This is a genomic window from Rhizobium sp. 2MFCol3.1, from assembly GCF_000377565.1.
Lineage (GTDB): Bacteria > Pseudomonadota > Alphaproteobacteria > Rhizobiales > Rhizobiaceae > Rhizobium.
In genome coordinates this window covers 108,445-134,243 of record NZ_KB898360.1, presented here as the reverse complement: position 1 = coordinate 134,243, position 25,799 = coordinate 108,445, and the positions used below count along the sequence as shown (strand labels likewise).

26 protein-coding genes are annotated in these 25,799 nt (G+C 63.1%); 11 read left to right on the top strand and 15 right to left on the bottom strand.

Going from position 1 to position 25,799, the window contains the following annotated elements:
* Positions 1 to 153 precede the first annotated feature (153 nt).
* The 4 genes from omp10 to D460_RS0116785 all read right to left on the bottom strand — a co-directional run bounded on the left by omp10 (position 154) and on the right by D460_RS0116785 (position 3,536).
* On the bottom strand, positions 154 to 522 hold the full coding sequence (gene omp10 / locus D460_RS0116800; RefSeq protein WP_026283239.1) for an outer membrane lipoprotein Omp10: 369 nt from the start codon (positions 520 to 522) through the stop codon (positions 154 to 156).
* 171 nt (positions 523 to 693) lie between these two features.
* Positions 694 to 2,145 (bottom strand): homospermidine synthase, encoded by a 1,452-nt coding sequence (locus D460_RS0116795; RefSeq protein ID WP_018899739.1) that lies wholly within the window; start codon positions 2,143 to 2,145, stop codon positions 694 to 696.
* A gap of 137 nt (positions 2,146 to 2,282) precedes the next feature.
* Positions 2,283 to 3,155 (bottom strand): DUF3445 domain-containing protein, encoded by an 873-nt coding sequence (locus tag D460_RS0116790; protein ID WP_018899738.1) that lies wholly within the window; start codon positions 3,153 to 3,155, stop codon positions 2,283 to 2,285.
* A gap of 9 nt (positions 3,156 to 3,164) precedes the next feature.
* Entirely contained in the window at positions 3,165 to 3,536 is a 372-nt protein-coding gene (locus tag D460_RS0116785; RefSeq protein ID WP_018899737.1) for a DUF4440 domain-containing protein, read from the bottom strand.
* Positions 3,537 to 3,701: 165 nt separating this feature from the next.
* Here D460_RS0116785 and D460_RS0116780 point away from each other — a divergent pair, with 165 nt between their 5' ends.
* Positions 3,702 to 4,607, top strand: a complete 906-nt coding sequence (locus tag D460_RS0116780) for a sensor domain-containing diguanylate cyclase (RefSeq protein ID WP_018899736.1) — start codon at positions 3,702 to 3,704, stop codon at positions 4,605 to 4,607.
* Here the strand turns inward: D460_RS0116780 and D460_RS0116775 are convergent.
* The 3 genes from D460_RS0116775 to D460_RS0116765 form a co-directional block, all read right to left on the bottom strand.
* Complete coding sequence (locus D460_RS0116775; protein ID WP_026283238.1) at positions 4,604 to 5,230, bottom strand: aminotransferase class IV family protein; 627 nt, start codon at positions 5,228 to 5,230, stop codon at positions 4,604 to 4,606. The genes D460_RS0116780 and D460_RS0116775 overlap by 4 nt on opposite strands.
* Positions 5,231 to 5,232: 2 nt before the next feature.
* Complete coding sequence (locus D460_RS0116770; protein ID WP_018899734.1) at positions 5,233 to 6,405, bottom strand: aminodeoxychorismate synthase component I; 1,173 nt, start codon at positions 6,403 to 6,405, stop codon at positions 5,233 to 5,235.
* Positions 6,406 to 6,669: 264 nt separating this feature from the next.
* Positions 6,670 to 8,523 carry a M3 family oligoendopeptidase gene (locus D460_RS0116765; RefSeq protein WP_018899733.1) on the bottom strand — a complete coding sequence of 618 codons (1,854 nt, stop codon included), beginning with the start codon at positions 8,521 to 8,523 and terminating at the stop codon, positions 6,670 to 6,672.
* 209 nt (positions 8,524 to 8,732) lie between these two features.
* Between D460_RS0116765 and D460_RS0116760 the strand changes: the two genes are divergently transcribed.
* The 3 genes from D460_RS0116760 (at position 8,733) to D460_RS0116750 (ending at position 13,244) form a co-directional block, all read left to right on the top strand.
* The gene (locus D460_RS0116760) at positions 8,733 to 10,286 is read left to right on the top strand and encodes a sigma-54 dependent transcriptional regulator (protein WP_018899732.1); all 1,554 of its coding nucleotides are present in this window, start codon (positions 8,733 to 8,735) and stop codon (positions 10,284 to 10,286) included.
* A 180-nt stretch (positions 10,287 to 10,466) separates the two neighbouring features.
* Positions 10,467 to 12,383, top strand: a complete 1,917-nt coding sequence (locus tag D460_RS0116755; RefSeq protein WP_037111523.1) for a DUF882 domain-containing protein — start codon at positions 10,467 to 10,469, stop codon at positions 12,381 to 12,383.
* 93 nt (positions 12,384 to 12,476) lie between these two features.
* On the top strand, positions 12,477 to 13,244 hold the full coding sequence (locus D460_RS0116750; RefSeq protein ID WP_018899730.1) for a pyrroline-5-carboxylate reductase: 768 nt from the start codon (positions 12,477 to 12,479) through the stop codon (positions 13,242 to 13,244).
* Between the two features lie 8 nt (positions 13,245 to 13,252).
* On the opposite strand, the gene D460_RS0116745 is transcribed toward D460_RS0116750, so the two are convergent.
* Both D460_RS0116745 and D460_RS0116740 read right to left on the bottom strand, forming a co-directional pair.
* Positions 13,253 to 13,447: a hypothetical protein gene (locus tag D460_RS0116745; protein ID WP_018899729.1), complete on the bottom strand. Its 195-nt coding sequence runs from the start codon at positions 13,445 to 13,447 to the stop codon at positions 13,253 to 13,255.
* A gap of 102 nt (positions 13,448 to 13,549) precedes the next feature.
* The gene (locus D460_RS0116740; RefSeq protein ID WP_018899728.1) at positions 13,550 to 14,662 is read right to left on the bottom strand and encodes an NAD(P)/FAD-dependent oxidoreductase; all 1,113 of its coding nucleotides are present in this window, start codon (positions 14,660 to 14,662) and stop codon (positions 13,550 to 13,552) included.
* A 262-nt stretch (positions 14,663 to 14,924) separates the two neighbouring features.
* Here D460_RS0116740 and D460_RS0116735 point away from each other — a divergent pair, with 262 nt between their 5' ends.
* The 3 genes from D460_RS0116735 to D460_RS0116725 all read left to right on the top strand — a co-directional run bounded on the left by D460_RS0116735 (position 14,925) and on the right by D460_RS0116725 (position 17,480).
* Positions 14,925 to 16,361, top strand: a complete 1,437-nt coding sequence (locus D460_RS0116735; RefSeq protein ID WP_018899727.1) for an NAD-dependent succinate-semialdehyde dehydrogenase — start codon at positions 14,925 to 14,927, stop codon at positions 16,359 to 16,361.
* Positions 16,362 to 16,578: 217 nt separating this feature from the next.
* Positions 16,579 to 16,716, top strand: a complete 138-nt coding sequence (locus D460_RS35995) for a hypothetical protein (RefSeq protein WP_018899726.1) — start codon at positions 16,579 to 16,581, stop codon at positions 16,714 to 16,716.
* Positions 16,713 to 17,480 (top strand): hypothetical protein, encoded by a 768-nt coding sequence (locus D460_RS0116725; RefSeq protein WP_018899725.1) that lies wholly within the window; start codon positions 16,713 to 16,715, stop codon positions 17,478 to 17,480. The genes D460_RS35995 and D460_RS0116725 overlap by 4 nt, the downstream gene beginning before the upstream one ends.
* Before the next feature lie 81 nt (positions 17,481 to 17,561).
* On the opposite strand, the gene D460_RS0116720 is transcribed toward D460_RS0116725, so the two are convergent.
* From D460_RS0116720 to D460_RS0116710, 3 genes are all read right to left on the bottom strand, one after another.
* Positions 17,562 to 17,825, bottom strand: a complete 264-nt coding sequence (locus tag D460_RS0116720; RefSeq protein WP_018899724.1) for a DUF2312 domain-containing protein — start codon at positions 17,823 to 17,825, stop codon at positions 17,562 to 17,564.
* Positions 17,826 to 17,915: 90 nt separating this feature from the next.
* On the bottom strand, positions 17,916 to 18,221 hold the full coding sequence (locus tag D460_RS0116715; RefSeq protein WP_018899723.1) for a DUF1244 domain-containing protein: 306 nt from the start codon (positions 18,219 to 18,221) through the stop codon (positions 17,916 to 17,918).
* A 15-nt stretch (positions 18,222 to 18,236) separates the two neighbouring features.
* Entirely contained in the window at positions 18,237 to 19,025 is a 789-nt protein-coding gene (locus D460_RS0116710; protein ID WP_026283237.1) for an N-formylglutamate amidohydrolase, read from the bottom strand.
* 233 nt (positions 19,026 to 19,258) lie between these two features.
* Between D460_RS0116710 and D460_RS0116705 the strand changes: the two genes are divergently transcribed.
* A complete protein-coding gene (locus tag D460_RS0116705) occupies positions 19,259 to 19,744 on the top strand; it encodes a DUF1036 domain-containing protein (RefSeq protein ID WP_111563360.1) in 486 nt (161 codons plus the stop codon).
* Complete coding sequence (gene pyk, locus D460_RS0116700; RefSeq protein WP_018899720.1) at positions 19,744 to 21,183, top strand: pyruvate kinase; 1,440 nt, start codon at positions 19,744 to 19,746, stop codon at positions 21,181 to 21,183. Before D460_RS0116705 ends, pyk begins: the two co-directional genes overlap by 1 nt.
* A gap of 317 nt (positions 21,184 to 21,500) precedes the next feature.
* On the opposite strand, the gene D460_RS0116695 is transcribed toward pyk, so the two are convergent.
* Together D460_RS0116695 and D460_RS0116690 are read right to left on the bottom strand one after the other, a co-directional pair.
* On the bottom strand, positions 21,501 to 22,052 hold the full coding sequence (locus D460_RS0116695; protein WP_018899719.1) for a DUF4865 family protein: 552 nt from the start codon (positions 22,050 to 22,052) through the stop codon (positions 21,501 to 21,503).
* The gene (locus D460_RS0116690) at positions 22,049 to 22,468 is read right to left on the bottom strand and encodes a tautomerase family protein (RefSeq protein WP_018899718.1); all 420 of its coding nucleotides are present in this window, start codon (positions 22,466 to 22,468) and stop codon (positions 22,049 to 22,051) included. The genes D460_RS0116695 and D460_RS0116690 overlap by 4 nt, the downstream gene beginning before the upstream one ends.
* Positions 22,469 to 22,574: 106 nt before the next feature.
* Here D460_RS0116690 and D460_RS0116685 point away from each other — a divergent pair, with 106 nt between their 5' ends.
* Together D460_RS0116685 and D460_RS0116680 are read left to right on the top strand one after the other, a co-directional pair.
* Positions 22,575 to 23,516, top strand: a complete 942-nt coding sequence (locus D460_RS0116685) for a LysR substrate-binding domain-containing protein (RefSeq protein WP_018899717.1) — start codon at positions 22,575 to 22,577, stop codon at positions 23,514 to 23,516.
* Positions 23,517 to 23,732: 216 nt separating this feature from the next.
* Positions 23,733 to 24,545, top strand: coding sequence for a phytanoyl-CoA dioxygenase family protein (locus D460_RS0116680; protein ID WP_018899716.1), 813 nt, complete (start codon positions 23,733 to 23,735; stop codon positions 24,543 to 24,545).
* A 274-nt stretch (positions 24,546 to 24,819) separates the two neighbouring features.
* Here the strand turns inward: D460_RS0116680 and D460_RS0116675 are convergent, their stop codons facing one another.
* On the bottom strand, positions 24,820 to 25,794 hold the full coding sequence (locus tag D460_RS0116675) for a threonine/serine dehydratase (protein WP_018899715.1): 975 nt from the start codon (positions 25,792 to 25,794) through the stop codon (positions 24,820 to 24,822).
* Positions 25,795 to 25,799 lie beyond the last annotated feature (5 nt).

Sequence of the window (25,799 nt, the reverse complement as noted above, 5' to 3'; positions counted from 1 at the left end):
CCCCCAAGCCCCGCCGTCGCTACACGGTCGATGTTTCCATCAACCCTTAGTGGCCGCAAGAGAAAAACCTGTGACAGCGCGGGTGCATTCCAAGAGCGGTAAACAAAAAAGCTCCCGCGAGGGGAGCTTTTCCGATCGACCGTATAAGGCGATTTACATGTGGCGATTGAGGCTGAACTGCGAGCCGCTGTCGGAGGTGCAGTTGAGCTGGCTCTGGGTGACCAGCGCGCAGTTGACCTTGGACTGCGTCTTGCGCACCAGCGAGGTCATGTTGATCTCGACCAGCGTCGGCGACGTGTTGATGTAGGTGCCGGATGCGAGCATCTGGTTGGTGTCGGTCGTGCGCGTCGTAAACGTGCCGGCCTGGAAGGTGGAGATGATGCCGTTCGGGTCCGACCAGGAGCCTTCCACGCCTGTCTGCGCCGGGGCGGCGGCAACGGGCATCGGACGCGGTGACTGCGGAACGCAGGCCGAAAGGGCCGCCGAAGCACTCGCGATCACGAGGAGGGTTTTGAGTCTCATAAGATTCTCCCGGAAGTTCAGACCGAAAAACATAACGCTTGGTTAACGAACACATGGCGCGAGCGTTCCGGGAAGGCAAGGCTTCTTGCGCGCGTCAGGGCATTTATACAGCAGGCGTTACAAAAATGCCCGCCTTGCGGCGGGCATCTGGTGATCGTGATCTCGTTTCTATCAGCGAACGAGGATGTTCTTGAACTGCCAAGGATCCTTGGTGTCGATGTCCTCGGGGAAGAGGCCCGGGCGGCCATCGAGCGGGGTCCAGTCGGTGTAGTGACCTTCGACCGGGCCGAGGTAGGGCAGCTGTACTTCGAGGCAGCGCTTGTAGTCGATCTCGTCGGCTTCGACGATGCCGGCCTTCGGGTTTTCAAGCGCGTAGACCATGCCGGCCAGAACCGCCGAGGTGACCTGCAGGCCGGTGGCGTTCTGGTAAGGCGCGATGCGGCGGGTTTCTTCGAGCGAGAGGCGCGAGCCGAACCAGTAGGCGTTCTTCTCGTGGCCGTAGAGCAGCACGCCGAGTTCATCGACGCCGTCTACGAGTTCATGCTCGTCGAGAACGTGGTGAACCGGCTGCGAGTTGCCGCCGTTGCCGAACATCTCATGCAGCGACAGAACGGCGTCGTTGGCGGGATGGTAAGCATAGTGGCAGGTCGGGCGGAAGGTCACTTCGCCGTCCTTGTCGCGCACCGTGAAGTAATCGGCGATCGAGATGGACTCGTTGTGGGTGACGAGGAAGCCGTACTGCGGGCCAGGCGTCGGGCACCAGGTGCGAACGCGGGTGTTGGCGCCCGGCTGGTCGAGGTAGATGGCGGCCTTGCAGCCCTTCTTGTGCTTCTTGGCGTTCTTCGGCATCCAGTTTTCGTGGGTGCCCCAGCCGAGTTCGGCCGGCTGCAGACCTTCGGAAATGAAGCCTTCGACGGACCAGGTGTTCCAGAAGACGTTGAGCGGCTTCGGGTTCTTGGTGAGCTGCGTGTCGCGCTCGGCGATGTGGACGCCCTTGACGCCGAGCTTCTTCATCAGCTTGGCCCAGCCTTCGCGGTCATGCTGATCCGGCTCTTCGAACTTCAGGCCGGTGTCGTTGGCGAGGTTGACCAGCGCCTGCTTGACGAACCAGGAAACCATGCCCGGGTTTGCGCCGCAGGTGGAAACGGCCGTGGTGCCGCCCGGGCTCTTCTTCTTCTCATGGCGAAGTGTCTCGCGCAGCGCGTAGTTGGTGCGCTCCGAGTTCTTCATGTTCTTGTCGAAATAGAAGCCGAGCCATGGCTCGATGACCGTGTCGATGTAGAGAACGTCGAGCTTGCGGCAGAGCTTCATCAGATCGAGCGAGCCGGTATCAACCGAGAGGTTGACGCAGAAGCCCTGGCCACCACCTTCGGTCAGAAGCGGCTTCAGGAGTTCCTTGTAGTTGTCCTTCGTCACATATTCCTTGATGTGACGGACGCCGTGCTGCTTGAGGATCTCCATGTCGGAGGGCTCTTCACGCGGGTCGATGACGACCATCCGGCTCTTGTCGAACTTGAAGTGGCGCTCGATCAGGGGCAGCGTGCCGCGGCCAATGGAGCCAAAGCCGATCATGACGATCGGGCCGGTAATTTCGGCATATACCGGGTGGTTCTGTTCCGTCATTCTTTTCTCCTGTGGAAGGCGACGAAGGCGAGAGGCCTCTAAGAATTCATTTGAAATCGTTCAAATACCGCTAGGTGACCGGCTCTAATCACAAAATCACGTCACAATAAAGAGCGTTCCGGCCGGGAATGTAAATATCAGGTGAAGCGATCGCTGCTTGCAAACGCGTGCAATTTCGCCGCCAGTTCCCGCTTCTGCAGGCTCAGTCCCTTGTAGGCCGCCTGGTGCTCGTCGAGGCTTTCGAGCTGGGCTGCGAAGCTTAGCGCCAGGCTTTGCGCCTGCGGGTGATGGGCAATAGCGGAGATGGGATCGATGTAGACGCGGATCGTGAAGAGGATATCGCCCGAGCGAGGCAGCTTGCGCAGCGTCTGGCGCTCGACGCGGGCGAAGCGATCGGCGAGCGTAAACGGCTCCGCCTGCGGCGGGCGGCGGTGCTTGGAGAGCGGCAGGAAGAGGGCGCTCGAGGTGTTGACCGACCAGTTCAGTCGCTCGACCGGCTGAGAAACCTGAAGATTGTCGAAGATGCGGTGGATGAGGGTGGCGTTGCGCGTGCCCTCGCCGAAGCCCGGCACATCCGCATGGATCGCATGCATCGGCCGCCCGAATTTTTCGCGCAACGACCACGAGGAAGGGAAGGCGACGAAGCCGGCCACGAGATGCCAGCCATCCTGCTTGCGGCGCATGATGACGAGATCGTCCTGGACCATCAGGCCGGCGCGGAGCAGCGGCGGGAGGTCGCTGCCAGTGTCTGGAGCTTCAGGACAGAGATTGGGATGTTGTTCGCGCAGATGTTGTCGCAGCAGGTCGAGGGCTTCCTGTTGCGCATCCAATGTGTCGGCTTCGGCGACGAAGACGTCGTCGCGACTGCATTCGACCAGAGCACGCTTTTCGCCGACATAGCGGGCCCAATCGGTATCCGGCTCGATCCAGCGGTCGGGATCGAGCGGCATCAGGCCGATTGTGAAGGGCTTGGCCGAGCCGTCATAGGGTGTGTAGGTCGGTGGCGTCATGGATGAACTCTAGCGCTCCGGCGTACCCTGATGGAAGACCATCCGCCACGCGGCGTCAGTGCCACGGCGCCAGATGGAGCTGCGGAGCGCCCGGACGGGCGGCTCGCCCTGGACGATGCGCTCCGAGCGATAGGTGGCAAGAACCACGTCGGATGCCAGTGTTTGAATTTCGAAATCGGTCAGCTGGCGCGTCGTGCCATCGCTGGGCTCTTCCAAAAGAGCGGCGATGATCTCCTCATAAAGATAGAGGCGACCGGAACTGCCGATCTCGCGAAAATCCGGTGAGAGCAGGGTCTCAAGCAGGCTGCGCGTGTTGCGGACCGTCTGGTCGAACAACCTCTCCTCGAGCAAACGGATATGGTCGCGTAGTTCGCTGTTCATCGCCTACCCCCTTAAAAACCTCCCGCGCGGCAATCGCCGTCGTGAACCAAGGCGTCGTATTTCGGAACAACCGAATAGTGCAATTGCGTCGAAACCATCCATCTTCTTTTCAGATTTCTGCGTCAAACTGCGAATCATCTTATATCCACGCCCCGGAACCATCGGATGAACCAGATATCGGAGCGGCTTGCGGAATTGCAGGAGGACAGTTCCGTCCTGATCGCGCTTTATGATCAGGACGATCGTCTGCGCTATGCAAACCCGGCCTTTCGCACGACCTTTGCCTTGGACCCCGAGGAATGCCCGCTATGGGCGGACCTGATGCGGCGCAATACGCGCAGCGGCAAGGGCACGATCATCCGGACCTCCGATTTCGAGACTTGGCTGGTCTCGGCGCAATCGCGGCGCGGCAAGCTGCCGTTTCGCGCCTTCGAGACGGATGTGGTCGACGGGCGCTGGCTGTGGATGACCGAGACCGTCCAGAAGGACGGCTGGATGCTCTGCATCGCCAGCGACATCACGCATCTGAAGGCCAGCGAGCGGGATGTCAGGCAGGATCGCGATTTCGCGCTGAAGGCATCGCAGACCGACGAACTCACCAGCGTCTCCAACCGCCGCTTCATGATGGCGGCGCTCGACAGCCTTGCCAACGGGCATGCCGCGCCGCGACCGGTGGGTGGCTGCATCTGCATCATCGATCTCGATTTCTTCAAGCGCATCAACGATCTCTACGGGCATCAGACGGGCGACGACGTGCTGGTCGATTTCGCCCGGCGGGTGCATCCCCTCGTGCGCCGGCGCGACAGTTTCGGGCGGATCGGCGGCGAGGAGTTCATGCTCATCCTGCCGGATACGACCCTGGCGCAGGGCGAACTGATCATCGAGCGGATCTTGACCATGGTGCGCGGCGCCCGGCCGATCCAGAATGCGCCGAGTTTCTCCTACACCTGCTCGGCCGGGCTTGCGGAGCTGCATCCGGGCGATACGGCGCGCGAGCTCTATGCGCGCGCCGACGAGGCGCTCTACCATGCCAAGCAGGGCGGGCGGGATCGGCTGCGGATCGTGGCCTAGTCAATGAGCGTTGCCGGGATCAGCCCGCGCAGCGAATTGCCGACGTAGAGTTTTCCCGTCATCAGATCATCGCGCGTGATGCGGCCGACGCGGGCCTTGCGCTGGCAGATCAGTTCCGTGCGCAGGACGCCCGCGAGCAGGCCGCAGGAGATCGGCGGCGTGCGCAGCATGCCCGAGCCGTCGTCGAGGAAGATCGAGGTGATCGTGCCCTCGCAGGCCTCGTCGCGCTCGTTAAGTATCAGCACTTCGTCAGCTTCATCAATCGTGTATTCGGCGCGCGCGGCCTCGTAGACCGCGCGGCGCGTGGTCTTGATGCGGAGCAGTTTGTCGGCGGAGTCCAGCCGCTGGTCGGCGATGCGGATGGTCCAGGTGGTCTCGGGCGCGAGCGGCGTGAAGGGGGCTGATGTGACCTCGATAGTCGCGTTCTCATCGAAGGTCAGCCGGACGCGTTGGGGCGTGGTGGCGCCGGCGACGGCTTGCTGCAATCGTTCGAGCGCATCCGCCGGCTGCGGAAAGCCGATGCGGCGGGCGGAGCGGGTGAGGCGGGCGAGATGCAGGCGCAGGCGGATGAAGCCGATTTCCGGCTCGTAGCGCAAGGTTTCGATCAGCGAGAAGTCGGCCACGGTCAAAGGCTCCCCGTTCCTGCGATCGGCTGGTCGCCGATGGCGAAGCGGGCCTTCAGGAGGCACTCCTCGTATTCGGCTTCAGCGGTGGAATCGATGACGATGCCGCCGCCGACATTGAAGACGGCGCGGCCGTCGTCGAAGAGGGTGAGCGTGCGGATGGCGACGGAGAAGCGCATGGCGCCCGAGGGCGCGATCATGCCGATGGCGCCGCAATAGACGTCGCGCGGGCCGTCTTCCAGCTCGTGCAGGATGGTCATGGCGCTGATCTTCGGTGCGCCGGTTATCGAGCCGCAGGGGAAGAGGGCGGCGAGGATGTCGCGGATTTCGAGGTTGGGCAGGAGCTTTGCCTGCACGTGGCTCACCATCTGGTGCACGGTCGGATAAGTCTCGATGTCGAAGAGTTTCGGGACATCGAGCGTGCCGACCTCAGTGATGCGCGAGATATCGTTGCGCAAGAGGTCGACGATCATGCGGTTTTCGGCCTGCGTCTTGATATCGGCGAGCATGGCTTGCTTGATCGCCTCGTCCTCGGCGGGGGTTCTGCCGCGCCTTGCCGTGCCCTTCATCGGATGCGTCTCGATCCAGCCTTCCTCGTCGGCGCGGAAGAAGAGTTCGGGCGAGCGCGACAGGATGACCGGGCCGCCGAGATCAACCAGCGCGCCGTATTTCACCGGCTGGCGCTCGATGAGCGACCAGAAGGCGGCGCTGATATCGCCGGACCAGCGGGCCGTAATCGGCATGGTGAGATTGGCCTGGTAGCAGTCGCCCTGCATGAGGTGGTGGTGCAGGCGGTCGAAGCGGTTCTTGTAGGTGGTAAAGTCCCATCCGGCTTTCGGCGCCGTCAGGAACTCTTCGTTTTCGAGGCGTTGCGTTGGTTGGGCGAGAGGGTGGTCGTCCGATTGCGGGTGGTCGAAGATGCCGAAGCAGAGGAGCGGGGTCGTGCGGTTCTCGATGGCGAAACCGGCGAGCTTGTCCTCGAAGAGGTGACCGGCTTCGTATGCGATGTAGCCGGCGAGCCACTTGCCCGCCCTTCTGGCCTCCTCCATGCGGGCGAGGCCGGTAAAGACCTCGGCGCGGGTGTGGGCGACGATGATCTCGGCCGGGTCGGCGAAGAGCATGACCTGGCCGGATGTGTCGTCGCGGAAGAGGATGTGGGGGGCGCGCCCGTTCATGCTGGGTCCTGTTTATGAAGCGGGGCGGTGCGACGACCTCCCTTCTCCCCGACGGGGAGAAGGTGCCGGCAGGCGGATGAGGGGGGCACGGGCGCAATTGCCTCTTGCATTCGCTCAAGGCGTCGCTTGCGCTCCCCCCCCCCCTCATCGCCTCGCTACGCTCCGGCACTTCTCCCCGTCGGGGAGAAGAGACCTGTGGCGGCGTAACGCCCCTTCTCTTGTTTCCGTGGCGTGAGAAGCGCGCTACTGGCGCTTCTATCCACCTCAGCCCTTATCTAGCGCTTCTAGCTCGTCGATCAGCCCCTCGATCATCGACAAACCCTTGCTCCAGAACGACGGATCGGTGGCGTCGAGGCCGAAGGGCTTGAGGAGTTCGGAGTGATGCTTGGTGCCGCCGGCCTTGAGGAGTTCGAAATACTTGTCCTGGAAACCCTGATCCGCCTTCTGGTAGACGGCGTAGAGCGAGTTTACCAGGCAGTCGCCGAAGGCATAGGCGTAGACGTAGAAGGGCGAGTGGATGAAGTGGGGGATGTAGGTCCAGTAGGTCTCGTAGCCCTCCGAGATCTTGATCGCCGGACCGAGGCTTTCGGCCTGGACGGACAGCCACAATTCGCCGATCTGCTCGGCCGTCAGCTCGCCGTCCTTGCGGGCGGTGTGAACCTTGCGCTCGAATTCGTAGAAGGCGATCTGGCGCACGACCGTGTTGATCATGTCCTCGACCTTCTGGGCGAGCATCGCCTTGCGCTCGCGCTTGTCTTTGGTCTTGTCGAGAAGGGCGCGGAAGGTCAGCATTTCGCCGAAGACGGAGGCGGTTTCGGCAAGCGTCAGCGGGGTCTGGCACATCAGCGCGCCCTGGCCGCCGGCCAGCACCTGGTGCACGCCGTGGCCAAGTTCATGGGCGAGCGTCATCACGTCGCGCGGCTTGCCGAGATAGTTGACGAGCACATAGGGGTGGGCGGAGGGAACGGTCGGATGCGCGAAGGCGCCCGGCGCCTTGCCGGGGCGAACCGGCGCGTCGATCCATTCCTCATCGAAGAAGCGCTTGGCGATCGCGGCCATCTCGGGGGCGAAATTGCCGTAGGCTGAGAGAACGGTGTCCTTGGCCTCGGTCCAGGAAATGACGGCGTTGGAGGTTTCCGGCAGCGGCGCGTTGCGGTCCCAGAACTCCATCTGGTCCATTCCGAGCCACTTTGCCTTCATCGTATAGTAGCGGTGAGACAGGCGCGGATAGGCGTCGCGGACGGCGGCTGCCAGCGCATCGACCACCTCGCGCTCGACGCGGTTGGCGAGGTGTCTTGAATCGGCGATGTCCTCGAAGCCGCGCCAGCGGTCGGAAATGTCCTTGTCCTTGGCTAGCGTGTTGGTGATCAGCGTGAAGATGCGCAGATTGTCCTTGAAGGTCTTGGCGAGCGCCATGGCGCCCTTGCGGCGCACTTCAGGGTCGCGGTCCTGCAGCATGTTCAGCGTCACTTCGATCGACAGCATCTCGCCATCCACCTCGAAGCGCAGTTCGGCCATGGTCTCGTCGAACAGGCGGTTGAAGGCGGCGGCCGAGGTCATCGACTTCTCGAGGAAGAGCTGCTCCAGCTTGTCGTCGAGCTGGTAGGGCTTGTCCTTGCGCAGGTCGACGAGCCAGGGGCGGTAGTGGCCGGCATCGGGGTCGTTGGCCATGCAGGCGTCGATCACGGCGTCGTCGATGCGGTTGAGCTCAAGCGTGAAGAACAGCAGGTGGCCGGAAAAATCGGTGATCTTCGCCTGCACGTCGCCATAGAGCTTGCCGTTGGCCGGGCTCGACGTGTCGGAGAAATAGGTGAGGCCGGCGAACGAGCCGAGGCGGCCGATGATGTCGTCGAGCGCTTCATATTCCTTCAGCGCCTGGCCGATGCCGTCTGCGCCCTTCTTCGTCGCGGCGTCCGAGAGCTTGCCCTTCCACTTGGCTTCGAAGGCAAGAGAGTCCTTTTCTGCCTTCGCCATGTCGGCCTTGAAGGCGTCGGAGGTGGCGGAAGGATAGAGGTCCTGAAGCTTCCAGGTCGGGAGGTCGCCGAGTTCGATCGCCTTCGCGGAACCGGCATTGCTTACCGAAAAGTTGTATTCGGCGCCGAAGAGCGGGTTTTTCATGAGCGGGATCCTCTTCCTATTTTACGACAGGTCTGACTGTCTAAGCGCCCAAAGCCTTGGCATCAAGGGGCTTTTCGTCGCGCAGGAGCGTCGTTTCGAGGCGAATCCGCCTTCGTCACAAACGTTAAAATGCGATTATTTCTCAAAACTGGATGTTCAAGCCTTTCTGCGACATTGCCATTCAAGGTTTCGCATGAAGTGAGGCAGCAATGACCGGTTACAACGAGCACAAGGGTGCAGCGCAGATACTTGTCGTCGAAGACGATCCAGTACAGCGCAGACTGCTGAAGAACGCCATCGAGCGTCACGGACACGTCGTCCACCAGGCAGAGAATGGCCGGATCGGTCTTGAGATGGTGAAGAGGGCCGGCGGCCTCTACAACGTCATCGTTCTCGACCTGATGATGCCCGAGATGACGGGCCTCGAGTTTCTCGAGGCGATCCATGCCTTCGGTACGCAAATTCCTGTGATCGTCCAGACCGGGCAGGGTGGGATCGAGACCGTGGTGCAGGCGATGCGCGCCGGCGCCTTCGATTTCGTCGTCAAGCCCGTCTCGCCGGAGCGGATTTCCAATTCGATCGCCAATGCTCTGAAGCTCGATCAACGCGAGGTCAAGGCACGCGCCGGACGCCGTTCGCGCTCCGGTGCCGTCGGCTTCGACGATATCGTGTCGGCAAGCCCGGCGATGATCCGCGTGCTGGATCTCGCCCAGCGCGCCGCGCAATCCAACATTCCCGTCGTGCTCGAAGGTGAATCCGGCGTCGGCAAGGAGCTGGTGGCCCGCGCCATCCAGTCCGGCAGCGACCGTTCCGGCAAGCCTTTCGTCACCGTCAACTGTGGCGCCATTCCGCACAATCTGGTTGAGAGCATTCTCTTCGGCCATGAGAAGGGGGCCTTTACCGGCGCCACGGAACGGCATGTCGGCAAGTTCATGGAAGCCGATGGCGGCACCATCTTCCTCGACGAGATTGGCGACCTGCCGCTCGACGTGCAGGTCAAGCTGTTGCGCGCCGTGCAGCAGGGCGAGATCGAGACCGTCGGCGCGCGCACCGCGCACAAGGTCAACGTCCGCCTGATCTCGGCGACCAACAAGGATCTGATCGAAGAGGTCAAGAACGGCCACTTCCGTGAGGATCTCTATTATCGCCTCAACGTGTTCCCCATCACCATCCCAGCGCTGCGCAAGCGCAAGGAAGACATTCCGCATCTGGTGCGGGTGTTCACGGAACGCTTCTCGAGCGAGCAGAAGAACGGCAACCGCATGACGGTCAATGCCGGCGCGCTGGCGCTCCTCACCGCTTACGATTGGCCGGGCAATATCCGCCAGCTCGAGAATGCGATCTTCCGCGCCGTGGTTCTGGCCAATGGCCCGGAGCTGACGGAAGCCGACTTCCCGCAGATCGCAGCACAGCTTCCGGAATATGACGTGGTCGATCATCTGGCGCTGGTTGCCGACAACAGCAGCAATGTTCGCCTCGGCGAGATCGCTGCAGCCGAGTTCGGTGTCTCGCAGACGGTGGCCGACAATGTCGCGGCGCGGATCAACGATGCACCCGACAACGCGATTTCGAGCACCAATCCGTCCGGCGACGTGCGCAAGCTAGCCGATGTCGAAGAAGAGCTGATCCGATTCGCGCTCAAGTTCTATCGTGGCCAAATGAGCCAGGTTGCGCGCAAACTGGGCATCGGTCGATCGACGCTTTACAGAAAGTTGAAAGACTACGGGATCGACCCTGATAACCCGCAAAAGGACGCTGCATAGGGTGTTTCAGTTAAGATTCCGGCAATCATCTTTTGTTACCAATCATAAACCACTTGTTAGTGGCCTGTTCACTATGTAAAGAAAAGGTTGATCATGTGTGGCATTTTTGCCATCGTGTGACCGCATTTCACAGTCAAGGGTCAGATTGAGGGACCATCGGCTGTCTGACGGGGATTGAGTTTGCCGGATCTGAATTGGAATACGAAGCCTTCGCGCCCGACATGGCGCAACAGGTGCGCAGACCTTTGCGGAAAGGTGACAAGGACGGCTATGGCCGCCCTTCTCGCAGTTGCAGTTTCGTCCCCGGTGCTCGTCGGCTCCAGTACGCCGTCGCAAGCGGCGGGCGAAACGCGTAGTCTCAAGCTTTACTTCATTCACACGGGTGAAAAGGCTGTCATCACCTATAAGCGCAACGGCAGGTTCGACCCCAAGGGTCTCGAGCAGCTGAACCGCTTCCTTCGCGACTGGCGCAAGAACCAGCCGACGAAGATGGATCCGCGTCTCTTCGACCTGATCTGGGAAGTCTACCGCCAGAGCGGTTCCAAGGATTACATCAACGTTGTCTGCGGTTTCCGTTCGCCGGGCACCAACGCCATGCTGAAGAGCCGCTCGCGCAATTCCGGTGTCGCCGAGAAGAGCCAGCACATGCTCGGCAAGGCGATGGACTTCTTCATTCCTGATGTGAAACTGGCGACTTTGCGCGCGATCGGCATGAAAATGCAGGTCGGCGGCGTTGGTTTCTATCCGAAATCCGGTTCGCCCTTCGTGCACATGGATGTCGGCGGCGTTCGCGCATGGCCGCGCATGAACCGCGACGAACTCGTCCGTCTCTTCCCGAACGGCAACACGATGCACATCCCGGCCGACGGCAAGCCGTTGCCGGGTTATGAGCAGGCGGTTGCCGATTACAAGCGTCGCGTCAGCGACAGCTCGGTACAGATGGCAAGCTCCGGTGCCTATACCGGCTCGGCCAGCGAAGAGCGCAAGAAGCCGAAGACCTTGTTTGCAGCCCTGTTTGGCGGTGGCGCGGATGAGGAAGAGGATAACTCCGACGACAGCACGCCAGCAGTCGCCGTTGCCAAGGCAACGCCGCCGAAGGCCGCCGATATGCCGAACGCAGCTGATCCGAGCCAGGGTGCCCCGGCTCAGGCAGAAGCTTCGCAGCAGACCGAAGTCGCAAGCGTCAACGCGCCGATCCCGCAGGTGCGGCCGGCGTTCGCAAATCAGCCTGGCGGCAGCGAAGTGGCCAGCGCCCTTGTCGCTCCGCAATCGGGTAATGCCGCGCAGGATGCACTTGCCGCTGTGACCGATCAGGGCCAGCAGGGCTATGCGGATCTCAGCGCGTATAGCGTTCCGGTGCCTTCGCTCCTCGGTGCACGTCGTTCTCCGGGAGACGCGGAGGTCGCTTCAGCCGATCCGGCTGCCGCGATGACGGGGAATCTCGCGGCCGTGCCGACGCCGGCTGAGCGTCCGGCTCTGGCAGAAAAGCTCCTGGCGGCGGCGAATGCCGATCCGGAAGCCGGTGTCGATGAGGCAGATCAGCAGGGTACGCTTTCTCCAGCTGTTGCCGATGCTCTTAACCAGCAGAACACTGCCAATCACGGCCAGCTTGCAGCCAACCAGCCGCCGGTATCGAGCGTCGAACAGGCTATAAACGCAGCGATGCCGCAAAAGGTTCCGGCCGAAAAGCCGCCGGTTCAGCTGGCAGCGCTTGCGCCCGCTACCAAGTCGGCAAGCTTCGGCGATGCCTTCGATGTGCCGAAGCCGGCAATCGAGCCGAGTGCGGCTCAGAGCCTGCCCTCGAAGGGTGGCCGGCCGACGAAGCATGAAGCCGCCGAGGCAGATGCCAGCCGCGCGACGGTGACCACCGAGCCGAAGCTGACGCAGAAGATCATCTCGCAGTGGGCGCTCAGCAATGCGCGCATGGAAATGGTCACCAAGCCGGTCAAGGCACCGCGTTTCGTCAGCCAGACGCTGCGCGCGCAGCCGAAGGCCGTTTACGCCGAGGGCTTCACCAAGACGGCCTCGATCGACACCGGTCGCTTCAGCGGCACGGCGGTCAACTTCATGGAAGTGCGCAAGTTCGAATCGAACTGAGCCGTCTTCCAGATCAGACAATCAGAACCGTCGGAGCGATCCGGCGGTTTTTTGTTGGTGGCGTTGGATGCGCGCAAGTAACGGAGAGCGGCGATGAAGATTGGGTTCGTGGGTACGGGGACGATCACCGAGGCCATGGTCAAGGGGATGCTCGGCTCGTCGCTTGATCTGTCGCGGATCACCGTCTCGCCGCGCAATGGCGAGATCGCGGCGCGTCTTGCCGCGTCGTCGTCGCTGGTCGAGATCGGCGCCGACAACCAGGCCGTGGTCGATGTCGCCGATATCCTGTTCCTGGCCATCCGGCCGCAGATCGCTGAAGACGTGATCAGAGGCTTGCGCTTTCGTGCCGGGCAGAGCGTCGTCAGCGTTGTCGCTGCGACCGACCGGGCGAAGCTCGAGGAGTGGATCGATGCGCCTGTCGAAATCACCCAGGCCATTCCGCTGCCCTTCGTTGCCGAGCGCGCCGGGGTGACGGCGATCTATCCTGGGAATGACACGGTCGCCGCGATCTTTTCGGCGCTGGGCAGTGCCGTCGCCTGCGAGACGCGTGTGGAGTATGATCTGTTGGCGGCCGCAAGCGCGCTGATGGCGACCTATTTCGGCATTCTCGACCGCACCACCGGCTGGCTCGCCGATCAGGGGATGCCTGCGGACAAGGCGCGGGCCTATCTGGCGCCGCTGTTCCTCAGCCTCGCGCAGCAGGCGGTCAAGCATGGCGAGACGCCGCTCACCGATCTCAAGGAGGAGTTCTCCACCAAGGGTGGCTTGAACGAGCAGGTGTTTCAGGATTTCGACCATAAGGGCGGCAGCGGCGCGCTGATCGCCGCGCTCGATCGCGTGCTGGTGCGGATCAAGGGGTAGGCGTCGGTTCAGGGCTTGCCGGGATTGTCGTTGGCGGTCGTGCGAAACTGTTCGTCTTCGAGCACGCGCGCGCCGGTATCGAGCACCCGGATCACCATCTCGTAGATGTTGAGCGCGCGTTTGCTCGAGGGCATGCTGTTGTCGAGAACCGTGAGCGCCTGGCGCAGGCGCTCGGCCAGTTCCTTGTCGGTGATCGTTTTCACGAAATGCGCTCCGCAAGTTGCTCCTCTGACTGTGCAATCTACCGCGAATTGCGCGGTGAAACCACTATCCGAAGGTTGGAGACGGGCGTTGTGCGCCACCTTTCAGCCGGCGATTTCGGACATGACGTGTTCGGCGATCGCAAGCGACGAGGTAAGCCCCGGGCTCTCGATGCCATAGAGATGCACCATGCCGCTGACGCCGTGGACGGCGGGGCCGTGAATGGCGAAGTCGGCGGCGGGCTGGCCGGGGCCGGAGAGTTTGGGGCGGATGCCGCTATAGGCGGGCTGCAGGCAGTTGTCGGGCAGGCCGGGCCAGTAGCGGCGGATCTCGTCGTAGAAGCGCTCGCAGCGCGTGGGATCGACCTCGTAGTCGATCGCATCGATCCACTCGACATCGGGGCCGAAGCGGATGGAGCCGCCAAGATCCATGGTCAGATGCACGCCGAGGCCGCCATCCTCCGGCACCGGGTAGATCAGCCGCGAGAAGACGTTACGCGTCGGGGCGGCGAAGTAGTTGCCCTTGGCGAGTTGGAGCTTCGGCACTGTGGCGTGATCGAAGCCCGAGACGAGGTGGGCGAGATCGTTTGCGTGCAGGCTGGCGGCGTTGATGAAGTGGCGCGATGATACGTCGTATTCCTCGCCGCTCGTCTTGTCGCGGGTGCGCAGGACGAAGCGGTTGTCGGCGGCCTCGCCTGACACGATCTCGGTGTTGAGGGCGATGAAGGCGCCGTTCTCCTCGGCATCCCCGCGCAAGGAGAGCATCAGTGCGTGGCTATCGATGATGCCGGTTGACGGCGAGACGAGGGCGGCGACGCAGCTCAGCGCCGGCTCGCGGGCCATCGCTTCCTCGCCTGAGATCAGCACGAGGTCATCGACGCCGCATTCGCCCGCCTTGATGCGGATGGCTTCGAGCTTTTCGACCTGCGCGGGGCTGGTCGCGACGATGAACTTGCCGCAGCGGGCGTGGGGAATGTGCCTGTCCTCGGCGTAGCGATAGAGCCGCCCGCGGCCTTCCATGCAGAGCCGTGCCTTCAGCGATCCGGGCGGGTAATAGATGCCGGCGTGGATGACTTCGGAGTTGCGGGAGCTGGTCTCCATGCCGATCATCGGGTTGGCCTCAATGACCAGCGTCTCCAGACCACGCATCGCCGCTTCGCGCGCGGTCGCCAGCCCGATTACGCCGGCACCGGCGATGATGCAGCCGACCTCATCCATTCCAATCCTCCTGCGACACCCCGATCACTACCGCAATCGGTGGGGCGATCAAAGTCCTGCAATCGTAGAGCTTTTGGCGTAGAGCTTTTGGCATAAGTGGCATGACCGATTGGGGGGAGACACAGGCCCATTTCGGTTTATAACGTCGCATGCTCTGAGAAACAGCATCCGTTCGGCCTATATGAGGCATGTGCGGAGCGCGCCCCCGGCGCGCCGTTCGCTGTCCGACAAATTGATTTGATGAAGACGACAAGGAATAATCATGCAGACCTATCCCGATGTGAAGCTGTTCATCGACGGCGAATGGAAGAATGCCGCCTCCGGCAAGACGCTGCCCGTTACCGACCCGGCCACCGGTGAGACCATCGGCACCATTCCGCATGCCTCCCGCGAGGATCTCGACGCAGCACTCGCCGCAGCCGACAAGGGCTTCCGCGTCTGGCGCGATACCTCGCCCTTCGACCGCTCGAAGATGATGCGCCGTGCCGCCGACCTGTTGCGCGAGCGCAAGGAAACCATCGCCTGGATGATGACGCGCGAGCAGGGCAAGCCGCTGGCGCAGTCGCTCGTTGAAATCGCCGGCGCCGCCGACGTCATCGACTGGTTCGCCGAAGAGGCGCGCCGCACCTATGGTCAGGTCATCCCTTCGCGCGCGCCGAACGTCACGCAGCTGGCGATCAAGTCGCCGGTCGGTCCGGTTGCGGCGTTTACGCCGTGGAACTTCCCGATCAACCAGGTGGTACGCAAGCTTTCGGCTGCTATCGCCGCCGGCTGCTCGATCATCGTCAAGGCGCCTGAGGAGACCCCGGCATCGCCGGCCGAACTCATCCGCGTCTTCGCCGATGCCGGCATTCCCAATGGTGTCGTCAACCTCGTCTACGGCATTCCGGCCGAGATCTCCGAGTACCTGATCTCGCACCCCGTCATCCGCAAGATCTCGTTCACCGGCTCGACGCCTGTCGGCAAGCAGCTCGCGGCGCTCGCCGGCCTGCACATGAAGCGGGCGACGATGGAGCTTGGCGGTCACGCTCCGGTCATGGTGTTCGATGACGCCAATGTCGACCGGGCCGTGACGATCATGGCCGGCTCTAAGTTCCGCAATGCCGGCCAGGTCTGCGTCGCACCGACGCGCTTCCTGGTGCAGGATGGCGTCATGGACCAGTTCACGGACGGCTTCGTCAAGGCCGCGCAGGCGGTCAAGGTCGGCAACGGCCTGGACGCCGGCGTCGAGATGGGCCCGCTCGCCAATGAGCGCCGCATCCCGGCTCTCGAAGAGCTGATCAACGATGCCGTGTCGAAGGGCGCTGAACTCAAGACCGGCGGCCGCCGCATCGGCAACACCGGCAACTTCTTCGAGCCGACGGTGCTCGCCAACGTGCCGCTTTCGGCGCGCGTGATGAACGAGGAGCCCTTTGGCCCGCTCGCCATCATCAACCGCTTCTCGACGCTCGATGATGCGATCACAGAAGCGAACCGCCTGCCGTTCGGCCTGGCCTCCTTCGCCTTCACCAGCTCGAGCGCCACCGCGCAGGCACTTGGCCGCCGCGTGGAAGCCGGCATGCTGTCGATCAACCACAATGGCCTTGCCCTGCCGGAAGTGCCGTTCGGCGGCATCAAGGATTCGGGCTACGGCACGGAAGGCGGCTCGGAAGCGATCAACGCCTATCTCGACGTGCGCTACGTCACGCAGCTCGGCTGAGCCACGCAGCTCGGCTGATCGGCTGAGATAGAGAGAATAAGGAGAAAGCCGCCGGGGCGACCCGGCGGCTTTTTCGCGTCAGGAGGCCGCAGTCATTTGCACGGCCATGGCGCTGTTGCTTTCCGATCGTTAAGGGGCGGGCAAAGCAAGCGTAAAAAAGGGTCTTCATGGTGCGCCGCAGCACGATTTCCGCACGTGCGCAATTCGGAGACCTACCATGAAGCGAGAAACTTATACGATCGATAGCCCGTATGCGGGCCTGCAAAGCCTGCTGGCTCCGGCCGATGGCATAAACATGTTTGGCCGCGTCGCGGCGGTAAACGACCGCACCAAATCGATGCGAGGTGCGGCATGAGCAAGCACCAAACGGTCAACAAGATCGCCGAGATCACCTTGTTCTTCTGGATCGCCAAGGTGATCGCCACGACGCTGGGCGAAACGGCCGGCGACTTCCTCGCCCAGACGCTTGGCCTCGGCTACGTCGTGGGCTTCTTCGTGACGGTTGCCGCGCTCATTGCAATCCTGTTCCTGCAGATCAGGAGCAATTCCTATCATTCCGGCCTGTTCTGGGCAGCCATCGTTGCCACGACCACGGCGGGGACCGAGATATCCGACATGATGGACCGGACATTCGGCTTCGGCTATGTGCTGGGGTCGAGCGTGCTGCTGGCGGGCTTGGTCGCAACGCTTTCCATCTGGTACGCCAGAAAGCGATCGGTGAGCGTCGAGCCCATCGTCGGAAAAGAGAGCGAGTTCTGGTTCTGGATCGCTGTCATCTTCTCCAACAGCCTTGGCACCGCCTTCGGCGATGCGCTGATCGACCCGATCGGGATGACGTTCATCCAGGGTGCGCTGGTCTGTTCCGCCGTCATCGGCGTGGTGCTGCTGATGCACTATTTCACGCGTATCAACGTGGTCGTCCTCTTCTGGGCCGCTTTCGTGTTCACACGCCCGTTCGGCGCCACATTCGGCAATTTCCTGGTGAAGGAGCAAGCGCGCGGCGGGCTGGAACTGGGGACGCTGCAAACGTCGCTGGTCGCCGGCGGCCTTCTGATCGCGGTGGTCTTCCTCGGTTCGCAATGGAGCAGAGCCAAGCTCGCCGCCGTCGAGAACACGTAATCCGCGGCTCTTTGGCCTATACAAGAAAGCCGCCGAGGGTGACCCGGCGGCTTTCTGATATAGGGTTCGATCGGGATCCGATCAGGCTTCCGCCGGACCTTCGATCATGCCGAGAGCGGCGAGGTAGGTGTCGAGGATCGCTTCTTCCTCAAGACGCTCCTGCTCATCCTTCTTGCGCAGCGCGATGACCTTTTTCAGGATCTTGGTGTCGAAGCCGGTTCCCTTGGCTTCGCCGTAGACGTCCTTGATATCGTCGGCGATGGTCTTCTTTTCTTCTTCCAACCGTTCAATGCGCTCGATGAAAGCGCGAAGCTGGTCGCGGGCAACGCCGTGGGCATCAGACATCGTGTTCTCCTGATAGGGGGATAAAAATTCGGATGGCGTTGACTGCCGTGAAGATCAGCCGGGGTCAAGCCTATTCGACAGAGCCGGGGCTCATTTGTGCGGGTTGTTGCTTTCGAATGCGGCTTTTTGTTGGGGCGTCGCTTCGGTCTGGTAGCGGCTTTTCCACTCGTCGAAGGGCATGCCGTAGACGATCTCGCGGGCCTCGTCCTTCGTCAGTTCGGCGCCATCGGCATCGGCCGCGTCCTTGTACCAGTTGGACAGGCAGTTGCGGCAAAAGCCGGCCAGATTCATCATGTCGATGTTTTGCACGTCGGTGCGTTCGCGCAGGTGCGCGACGAGGCGGCGGAAGGCGGCGGCTTCGAATTCGGTTTGTTGTTCCTTGCTGAGCTCGGTCATTTTGCTCTCCTATCGTCAGTATGGGCCGGTGCGCGAAGCGTGCACTTGGTATTGATGCAGCGCCGGGTCGGCGTTCATGGTCGCAAAGATCGGCGCCAGCCGGTCGGCCCAAGCGGCGATGCCCGCCGTGTCGCCGATCAGGTCCTGGCGAACCTCCAGCAGCGCGTGCGGGATGCCCGTGACCATGCAATGCTGGTACATGGTGTCACCCTTCAGCGCGCCATCATAGGGCTCGTTGTCGCCGATCACCAGATCGGGATCGGCCCGCAGCAAGTCAAGAAGCGGAGCGACGGCGCGGTGATCGCTGTCCCACAGCACGGCCGCATGCCATGGGCGCGGCACGTTTTTCCAGGCGGGCGTGAAAGAATGCAGTGAGAGCACCAGCGGCGCCTTGCCGGTGGCGGCCGCCACCTTCGCAATCGTCTCGCTGACGGCATTGTGATAGGGGCGGTGGAAATTGGCGATGCGGCCGTTCCACTCTTCCTGGGTGATCGGGTGATTGCCCGGAATGATGGCGCCGTCGGAAATCTTCATGATCAACGTCGGGTCGTCCTCGCCCCGGTTCGGGTCGATCAGCAATCTAGAGAAGCCGCCGAGCACGGCGGGAACGCCAAGCTTCTCGGACAGCGCCCGCGTCAGCCCCTCGATGCCGATGTCATAGGCGATATGGCGGGCAAAGGCGCTCTCGGGCAGGCCCAGGCTGCCATAGCGTTCCGGCAGGCGGTTCATTGCATGGTCACCCAGGAGCACCATACCCCTGTCATGATGTCCGCCTAGAATTTCGAAGGATTGGAAGTCGTTCATCGAGGACAATGCCGTTGAGTGTTTGCAAGCGTGTCTCTGATCGCACGGGCAGGGGAAGGGTTCAAGCGCGCCCCGTGATCAATCACTTCGTACCAGCCTGGCAATCTCCGCGCGATCCTTGCGGCGGCGAGTGCGCCTCTTGTTTGATGTCAGAAATATAATCGATTAGCATTGCGTTGACTTTCGCCGGGAGGCAGCGCAAGAAGGCACGACAACGAATAACCGGGAGCCAATTGGAAGTCGTGTTGATCCAGACCGCGCCATGTTTCCTTACGCGTTCCGGGCCGCTTGCCCGTTTTGCTCTTTTTGTTCTCGCGGCGTTCTCGCCGTTCTTCATTGCCGATGTGGCGCGCGCTGATTTTCGCGTCTGCAACGGTACGCAGAATCTAGTCGGCGTGGCGATCGGATACCGGGCCAAGGACGGCTGGATGACGGAAGGCTGGTGGCAGGTCCCGGCAACGACCTGCGCGACACTGATCGAGGGAGAGCTTCAGTCTCGCTACTACTACCTCTACGCCGAAGACGCCGCCCGGGGAGGACGATGGACGGGCGACGTGCAGATGTGCGTGGCGGAGAACGAATTCAAGATCACGGGCGTCAATGATTGCTACGCCCGTGGCTATCAGAAGATGGGGTTCAAGGAATATGACACGGGCCGCCAGGGCAGCTGGATGGTTCAACTTTCCGATACCCCAGGCACCCAGGAAAGTCCGAACTGATGAAGCGTAACCGCAAAGTAAAAATCCTCGCAACGCTCGGACCCGCCTCGTCCGAAGAAGCGATGATCGAGAAGCTGCACCAGGCCGGTGCCGACGTTTTCCGCATCAACATGAGCCATGCGAGCCATGACACGATGCGCACGCTGATCCAGCGCATCCGCGCCGTCGAAACCCGCAGCGGCCGCCCGATCGGCATTCTCGCCGACCTTCAGGGTCCGAAGCTGCGCGTCGGCAAGTTCGCCGATGTCAAGGTCGACCTGAAGCCGGGCGACACGTTCACGCTCGACAACAACGACAGCCCCGGCGACAAGAACCGCGTGTTCCTGCCGCATCCCGAAATTCTCGAAGCCGTGAAGCCGGGCGACCGCCTGCTGATCGACGACGGCAAGCTGGCGCTCCGCGCTGAAAAGTGCGACGGCAAGAGCATTGTCACGACGGTTGTTTCGGGCACTCGGATTTCCGACCGCAAGGGCGTCAGCCTTCCCGACACGATCCTCACTGCCGGCGTCCTGACCGACAAGGACCGCGCCGACCTTGATGCGGTTCTCGCAACTGATGACGTCGACTGGGTTGCGCTCTCCTTCGTGCAGCGTCCGGAAGATCTGGTCGAAGTGCGCAAGATCGCGCGCGGTCGCGTTGGCCTGATGGCGAAGATCGAAAAGCCGCAGGCAATCGAACGGATCGAAGAGATCATCGAGCTTTCAGACGCGCTGATGGTTGCCCGTGGCGACCTCGGTGTGGAAATGCCGCTCGAAGCGGTTCCCGGCATCCAGAAGCAGCTGATCCGTGCCTGCCGTCGTTCGGGCAAGCCTGTCGTCGTCGCCACGCAGATGCTGGAATCGATGATCTCGGCGCCGGTCCCGACCCGCGCTGAAGTCTCCGACGTCGCGACCGCCGTCTTCGAAGGCGCCGACGCTGTCATGCTGTCGGCCGAATCCGCGTCCGGCGATTATCCGGTTGAAGCCGTCTCGACGATGGCGTCGATCGCCAGCACCATTGAGCGCGAGCCGCACTATCCCGGGATCATCTACGCGCAGCGCGCCCAGGCGGAAGCCACCGGCGCCGACGCGATTTCGCTGGCCGCCCGCCAGATCGCCGAAACGCTGCGCCTGTCGGCCATCGTCTGCTACACCTCGTCGGGCACGACGGGCCTGCGCGCCTCGCGCGAGCGCCCGCAGGTGCCGATCCTGGCGCTGTCGCCTGTCATCCAGACCGCACGCCGCCTCGCCATCGTCTGGGGCCTGCACTGCGTGGTCACGCATGACGCGACCGACCTCGACGACATGGTCAACCGCGCCTGCCGCATCGTCGCCGACGAAGGCTTCGGCAAGCCGGGCGACCGCATCATCATCTCGGCCGGCGTGCCGCTCGGGACACCGGGCGCGACGAACATGCTGCGCATCGCCTATATCGGTTCGGACGGCCAGAGCGGGTTTTGATCCGGATTTGGTTTGATTGAGTTGGACCCGCTGCCTCTTGGAGGTGGCGGGTTTTTTGTTGTCGGGTTGTGGTTTGGTGCATTGCTGGCTTGGAGGGTGGGATACTCCCCTCTGTCCTGCCGGACATCTCCCCCACAAGGGGGGAGATCGACTCGTGGCGTACTCCCCATCCAAACATTGAGGTAGGTGCGAGCGGGTAAGCCCAGCCAATCTCCCCACCTGTGGGGGAGATGCCCGGCAGGGCAGAGGGGGGCACCCCACGCATTGACCTCTCGATCAGCATTCCTCTGCACCTATCGAGAACTCGCTATAGCCGCTCACGGCAAGGACACGTGACCGACGTGATAAATCCGCGCCGACGACGACACAGCAGGCGCATCCGCGTGCAGTGCAAAGCGCACCATCGTCCAGCCCGAGGGATCGAATGCCGCGACGGAGGCAAGCACGCCGGGCTGATCCAATCGGGCACGGGCGCGCGCCGTCTCGCTCTCGCGAACCGATGCGAGCGAAACGTCCGTACCCAGCGGCAATATCTCGCGCGTGGCGAAGCGCGCCTTCGTCGCATCCGGCGCCACATCGCCATGCCACACAATCCACGTCGCCACCTGCGGCCGGCCGAAGGATCGGCTGACGGCCTCGAAGCCGGGGCCGCAGAGGAAGTCGCTTGCGCCTTCAGCGTGCCGCCAGAGATAGAAGGGCGCGTAGAGATTGTCGGTTGCGCCGAGTTCGCCCTTGCGTGTCGTGAGATAGGCCTTGAAGCCGAGCTTGGGGAAGCCGTCGGTCATCGGGCCCTTGTCGCGGATGCGGCGGTCGATAATCGCCATGTCGTAATCGGCGGGCAGGGTGAAGCTGTATTGCATGGCGATCATGGCGCGGTCTCCATGGCGCGGATTTCCCAGCCGGGTTCCAGCATCTGCTGCCCGCCATTGCCGAAGGACCATTCGTCCGGTGCCGTGGTGTTGATGACGATCATCGCATCCTCAGGCCGCAGGCCCGGCGATTGGCCGAGCAGTTCGACCGCGCGCTTGAAGAACGCTGTGCGCGCTTCCGCTGTGCGCGGCTTGCCGGCGGTGATGGCGATCAGCACGAAATCGTCCGAGCGCGGACCGGCGAGATAATTGCGGTCGAAGATCAGTTCGCCCGGTTCATGCTGGTGGATCATGTGAAAGCGGTCGGCTGGCGGCACGTTGAAGGTTTCCACCATGGCGCGGTGGAGGTTCTCGGAGAGGGCTGCGATATAGTCCGGCGACTTGCCTTTCAGAAGCGAGATACGAGTGAAGGGCATGTTTGCCTCCTTTTCCCAGATGTTGACAGGGAGAAGATCGCACGGCACGATAATGCAGAAAAGCAGAATATAATGGATCGTCGATCCTGAAAATATGGACTATTAAATGCGCCGGACCATCTTCGACCTCGACGTTCTCAGAACCTTCGTCACCGGCATGGAGCTCGGCAATTTCGCGCGCGCCGCCGACCGGCTGGGGCGTTCGACATCTGCGGTAAGCGCGCAGCTCAAGAAGCTGGAGGAGCAGGCGGGCACGCCGATCTTTCGCAAGTCCGGCCGCGGCCTGGCGCTGACCGATGCCGGCGAAACCATGCTCGGCTATGCGCGGCGCTTGCTGGAGCTGAACGACGAGGCGGCGGCCGCCGTGCACAGCGTCGAGCTGGAGGGCTGGGTGCGGCTGGGACTGCAGGAGGATTTTGGCGAGACGCTGCTGCCTGATGTGCTCGGCCGTTTCGCGCGGGCGCATCCGAAGGTCAGGATCGAGGCGCGGGTGGTGCGCAACGTCGAGCTGATCGAGCGGGTGACATCGGGCAAGCTCGACCTCGCCCTTGCCTGGAGCGACGGGACGCTGACGCCGCATTGCGACCGGATCGGCGAGGTGCCGATGCGCTGGATCGGCTCGGCCGCCGTGTCATCGGGGTGGGACCGCGCGAGCGGAGAGCCGCTGCCGCTCGCGGCACTCGAGGCGCCCTGCCTGATGCGCAGCGCGGCGACCAAGGCGCTGGATGCCGCGGGCATTTCCTGGCGGCTCGCCTTCGTCAGCCCCAGCCTCGGCGGCCTGTGGGCGGCGACGGCGGCCGGGCTTGGCATCACGCTGCGCACGCCGGTTGGTCTGCCCGCGAAGGTGCGACCGCTCATGGCGGAAGACTTAGCGCTGCCTGAGTTGCCCGGGCTCGGCCTCGTGCTGCACCGCGCGGAGGCCGAGAGCGCGCCGGCGGTGGCGAGGTTGGCGGGGTTGGTGCGGCAGTCGGTTTCCGATGTGCTTGGCGAGGTTGCGAGGCCCGCTGCCGTCAGTGCGGTGCGGATGGCGCGGCAGGGGCGCGGTTGACCCGATCGCCCGCCGCTGTTAGCCTTCACCCATCATGATGACGCTCACGCTCAACATCGCTTCGGTCTTCTTCTTGAGCCGCTAAAGGCTCTGCCACCACTGTGGCCCTGAAGACGCGACCGCAGTCCGGCCCTTCGGCCGGCAGCGGCGCTTGACCGAAATCCGCTTCCTGTCAGACGAGCGACGCTCCGGGGAGGCGCAGATGGAGCAATTTCCATGACCGACAAAACCTATCCGCCTGTGCTCAGCGCGGCCGACATCGAGCTGTTCATCGAGCGCGGTTTCATCCGCATCGACAATGCCTTTCCGCGCGAACTGGCAAAGCAGGCGCGCGATATCATGTGGCGCGATATTCCCTGCGACCGCGACGACCCCTCGACCTGGACCCATCCTGTCATCCGGCTTCCCGGCTATGGCGGTGGACCTTTCGCCGCGGCGGCCAACACGCCGGTGCTGCACCAGGCATTTGATCAGCTGGTGGGCAAGGGGCGGTGGCTGCCGCGTGATGGGCTCGGCAGCTTTCCGGTACGGTTTCCGCATCCCGATGATCCCGGGGATGCCGGATGGCATGTGGACCTGAGCTTCGCCGGGGAGACGGGCGATCCCGACGAGCGCAGTGACTTCTCGGCGTGGCGGGTGAATGTCACCTCGCGCGACCGGGCGTTGTTGATGCTCTTTCTGTTTTCCGATGTCGGCGAGGAGGATGCGCCGACGCGTATCCGGGTGGGATCGCACAAGGACATGGCGCGCTATCTGGCGCCGGCGGGCGAGGCGGGACGGTCGCATATGTATCTGGAGCAGATGGGGGCGGAGCGGCCGCAGGCGCTGGCGACGGGGGCAGCGGGCACGGTCTATTTGTGCCATCCGTTCCTGGTGCATGCGGCGCAGAAGCATCGTGGCAAGACCCCGCGCTTCATGGCGCAGCCGCCGCTTGGGCTACGGCAGCCGTTTTTGCTGGAACGGGCGGATGGGGATTATTGCCCGGTGGAGGTGGCGATACGGCGGGGGCTTGCGGAGGGGGATGGGTGAGCGTGAGTGCGCTTGGCTGGGTGCCGTGCGGTAGGTGAGTTCGACGTTGGCTTGGAGGGCGGGATACCCCCCTCTGGCCTGCCGGCCATCTCCCCCACAGGTGGGGAGATTGGCTGGGAGCGGCTGCTCGCTCCACCTTGATTGTTTGGCGGAGATCTATCCACGGGTCGATCTCCCCCCTTGTGGGGGAGATGCCCGGCAGGGCAGAGGGGGGTAACACAACCTCCGACCTCTCGGTCTCGCAGCTACCTCCCGCAGCGCCGACCTCGCGATCCTACCCCTGCAACGCCAACGCCCGGCCAAACATCTCGTCATCGACATTGCCACCCGAGGTCACCACGATCGCGGTATCCTCCTGCAGCTGATCGCCATGAAACAGCGCGGCGGCCAGCGCGACCGCGCCGCCGGGTTCGACGACGATCTTCAGGCGGGTGAAGGCAAGCGCCATGGCGCGCAGCGCTTCCTCGTCGGTGACGACGAGGCCCGGGCCGGCGAGGCGTTTGAGGATCGGGAAGGTGATGTTGCCGGGCTGCGGGGTGATGATGGCGTCGCAGATCGAGCCTGACAGCCTGGCGTTGCGCTCGATCTTGCCCGAGGCCAGCGAGCGGGTGGTGTCGTCGAAGCCTTCGGGCTCGCAGGGGCGGACGCGGAAGCTTGGAGTGCGGGCTTCGAGCGCCAGCGCGATGCCCGACGTCAGGCCGCCGCCGCCGCAGGGGACCAGCACTTCGGCCGCGGTCACGCCTTCCTCTTCCGCCTGCTCGGCGATCTCGAGACCTGTCGTGCCCTGGCCGGCGATGACCTGCGGTTCGTCGAAGGGCTTGATCAGGGTCAGGCGGCGCTCCTCGGAGAGGCGCGCGCCGATCGCGTCGCGGTCTTCGGTGGCGCGGTCGTAGAGCACGACCTCGGCGCCGAGCGCGCGGGTGTTAGCAATCTTCAGCTTCGGGGCGTCGGAAGGCATGATGATGACGGAGGGGACGCCGTGCAGCTTGGCGGCAAGCGCCACGCCCTGGGCGTGGTTGCCGGAGGAAAACGCGATGACGCCGCGGGCGCGTACCTCTGGCTCCAGCGCTGAGACGGCCGACCAGCCGCCGCGGAACTTGAAGGAGCCGGTGTGCTGCAGGCATTCGGCCTTGATGAACAGCCGGCGCCCGGCGATCTCATCGAGAAACGGAGAGGAAAGAAGCGGGGTGCGGCGGGCATGTCCACGCAGGCGGGCGCGGGCGGCGACGATCATTTCAATGCTGACCATGGGAG

Excerpts from the sequence above, each read along its gene's own strand:
- D460_RS0116675 (WP_018899715.1), bottom strand. The coding sequence starts at position 25,794 with ATGGTCAGCATTGAAATGATCGTCGCCGCCCGCGCCCGCCTGCGTGGA.
- D460_RS0116740 (WP_018899728.1), bottom strand. The coding sequence starts at position 14,662 with ATGGATGAGGTCGGCTGCATCATCGCCGGTGCCGGCGTAATCGGGCTG.
- D460_RS0116680 (WP_018899716.1), top strand. The coding sequence starts at position 23,733 with ATGACCGACAAAACCTATCCGCCTGTGCTCAGCGCGGCCGACATCGAG.
- D460_RS0116770 (WP_018899734.1), bottom strand. The coding sequence starts at position 6,405 with ATGAACGGGCGCGCCCCCCACATCCTCTTCCGCGACGACACATCCGGC.
- D460_RS35995 (WP_018899726.1), top strand. The coding sequence starts at position 16,579 with ATGAAGCGAGAAACTTATACGATCGATAGCCCGTATGCGGGCCTGCAA.
- D460_RS0116765 (WP_018899733.1), bottom strand. The coding sequence starts at position 8,523 with ATGAAAAACCCGCTCTTCGGCGCCGAATACAACTTTTCGGTAAGCAAT.
- D460_RS0116785 (WP_018899737.1), bottom strand. The coding sequence starts at position 3,536 with ATGAACAGCGAACTACGCGACCATATCCGTTTGCTCGAGGAGAGGTTG.
- D460_RS0116715 (WP_018899723.1), bottom strand. The coding sequence starts at position 18,221 with ATGACCGAGCTCAGCAAGGAACAACAAACCGAATTCGAAGCCGCCGCC.
- pyk (WP_018899720.1), top strand. The coding sequence starts at position 19,744 with ATGAAGCGTAACCGCAAAGTAAAAATCCTCGCAACGCTCGGACCCGCC.
- D460_RS0116720 (WP_018899724.1), bottom strand. The coding sequence starts at position 17,825 with ATGTCTGATGCCCACGGCGTTGCCCGCGACCAGCTTCGCGCTTTCATC.
- D460_RS0116690 (WP_018899718.1), bottom strand. The coding sequence starts at position 22,468 with ATGCCCTTCACTCGTATCTCGCTTCTGAAAGGCAAGTCGCCGGACTAT.
- D460_RS0116735 (WP_018899727.1), top strand. The coding sequence starts at position 14,925 with ATGCAGACCTATCCCGATGTGAAGCTGTTCATCGACGGCGAATGGAAG.
- D460_RS0116780 (WP_018899736.1), top strand. The coding sequence starts at position 3,702 with ATGAACCAGATATCGGAGCGGCTTGCGGAATTGCAGGAGGACAGTTCC.
- D460_RS0116750 (WP_018899730.1), top strand. The coding sequence starts at position 12,477 with ATGAAGATTGGGTTCGTGGGTACGGGGACGATCACCGAGGCCATGGTC.
- D460_RS0116685 (WP_018899717.1), top strand. The coding sequence starts at position 22,575 with ATGCGCCGGACCATCTTCGACCTCGACGTTCTCAGAACCTTCGTCACC.
- D460_RS0116795 (WP_018899739.1), bottom strand. The coding sequence starts at position 2,145 with ATGACGGAACAGAACCACCCGGTATATGCCGAAATTACCGGCCCGATC.
- D460_RS0116725 (WP_018899725.1), top strand. The coding sequence starts at position 16,713 with ATGAGCAAGCACCAAACGGTCAACAAGATCGCCGAGATCACCTTGTTC.
- D460_RS0116710 (WP_026283237.1), bottom strand. The coding sequence starts at position 19,025 with ATGAACGACTTCCAATCCTTCGAAATTCTAGGCGGACATCATGACAGG.
- D460_RS0116695 (WP_018899719.1), bottom strand. The coding sequence starts at position 22,052 with ATGATCGCCATGCAATACAGCTTCACCCTGCCCGCCGATTACGACATG.
- D460_RS0116760 (WP_018899732.1), top strand. The coding sequence starts at position 8,733 with ATGACCGGTTACAACGAGCACAAGGGTGCAGCGCAGATACTTGTCGTC.
- D460_RS0116790 (WP_018899738.1), bottom strand. The coding sequence starts at position 3,155 with ATGACGCCACCGACCTACACACCCTATGACGGCTCGGCCAAGCCCTTC.
- omp10 (WP_026283239.1), bottom strand. The coding sequence starts at position 522 with ATGAGACTCAAAACCCTCCTCGTGATCGCGAGTGCTTCGGCGGCCCTT.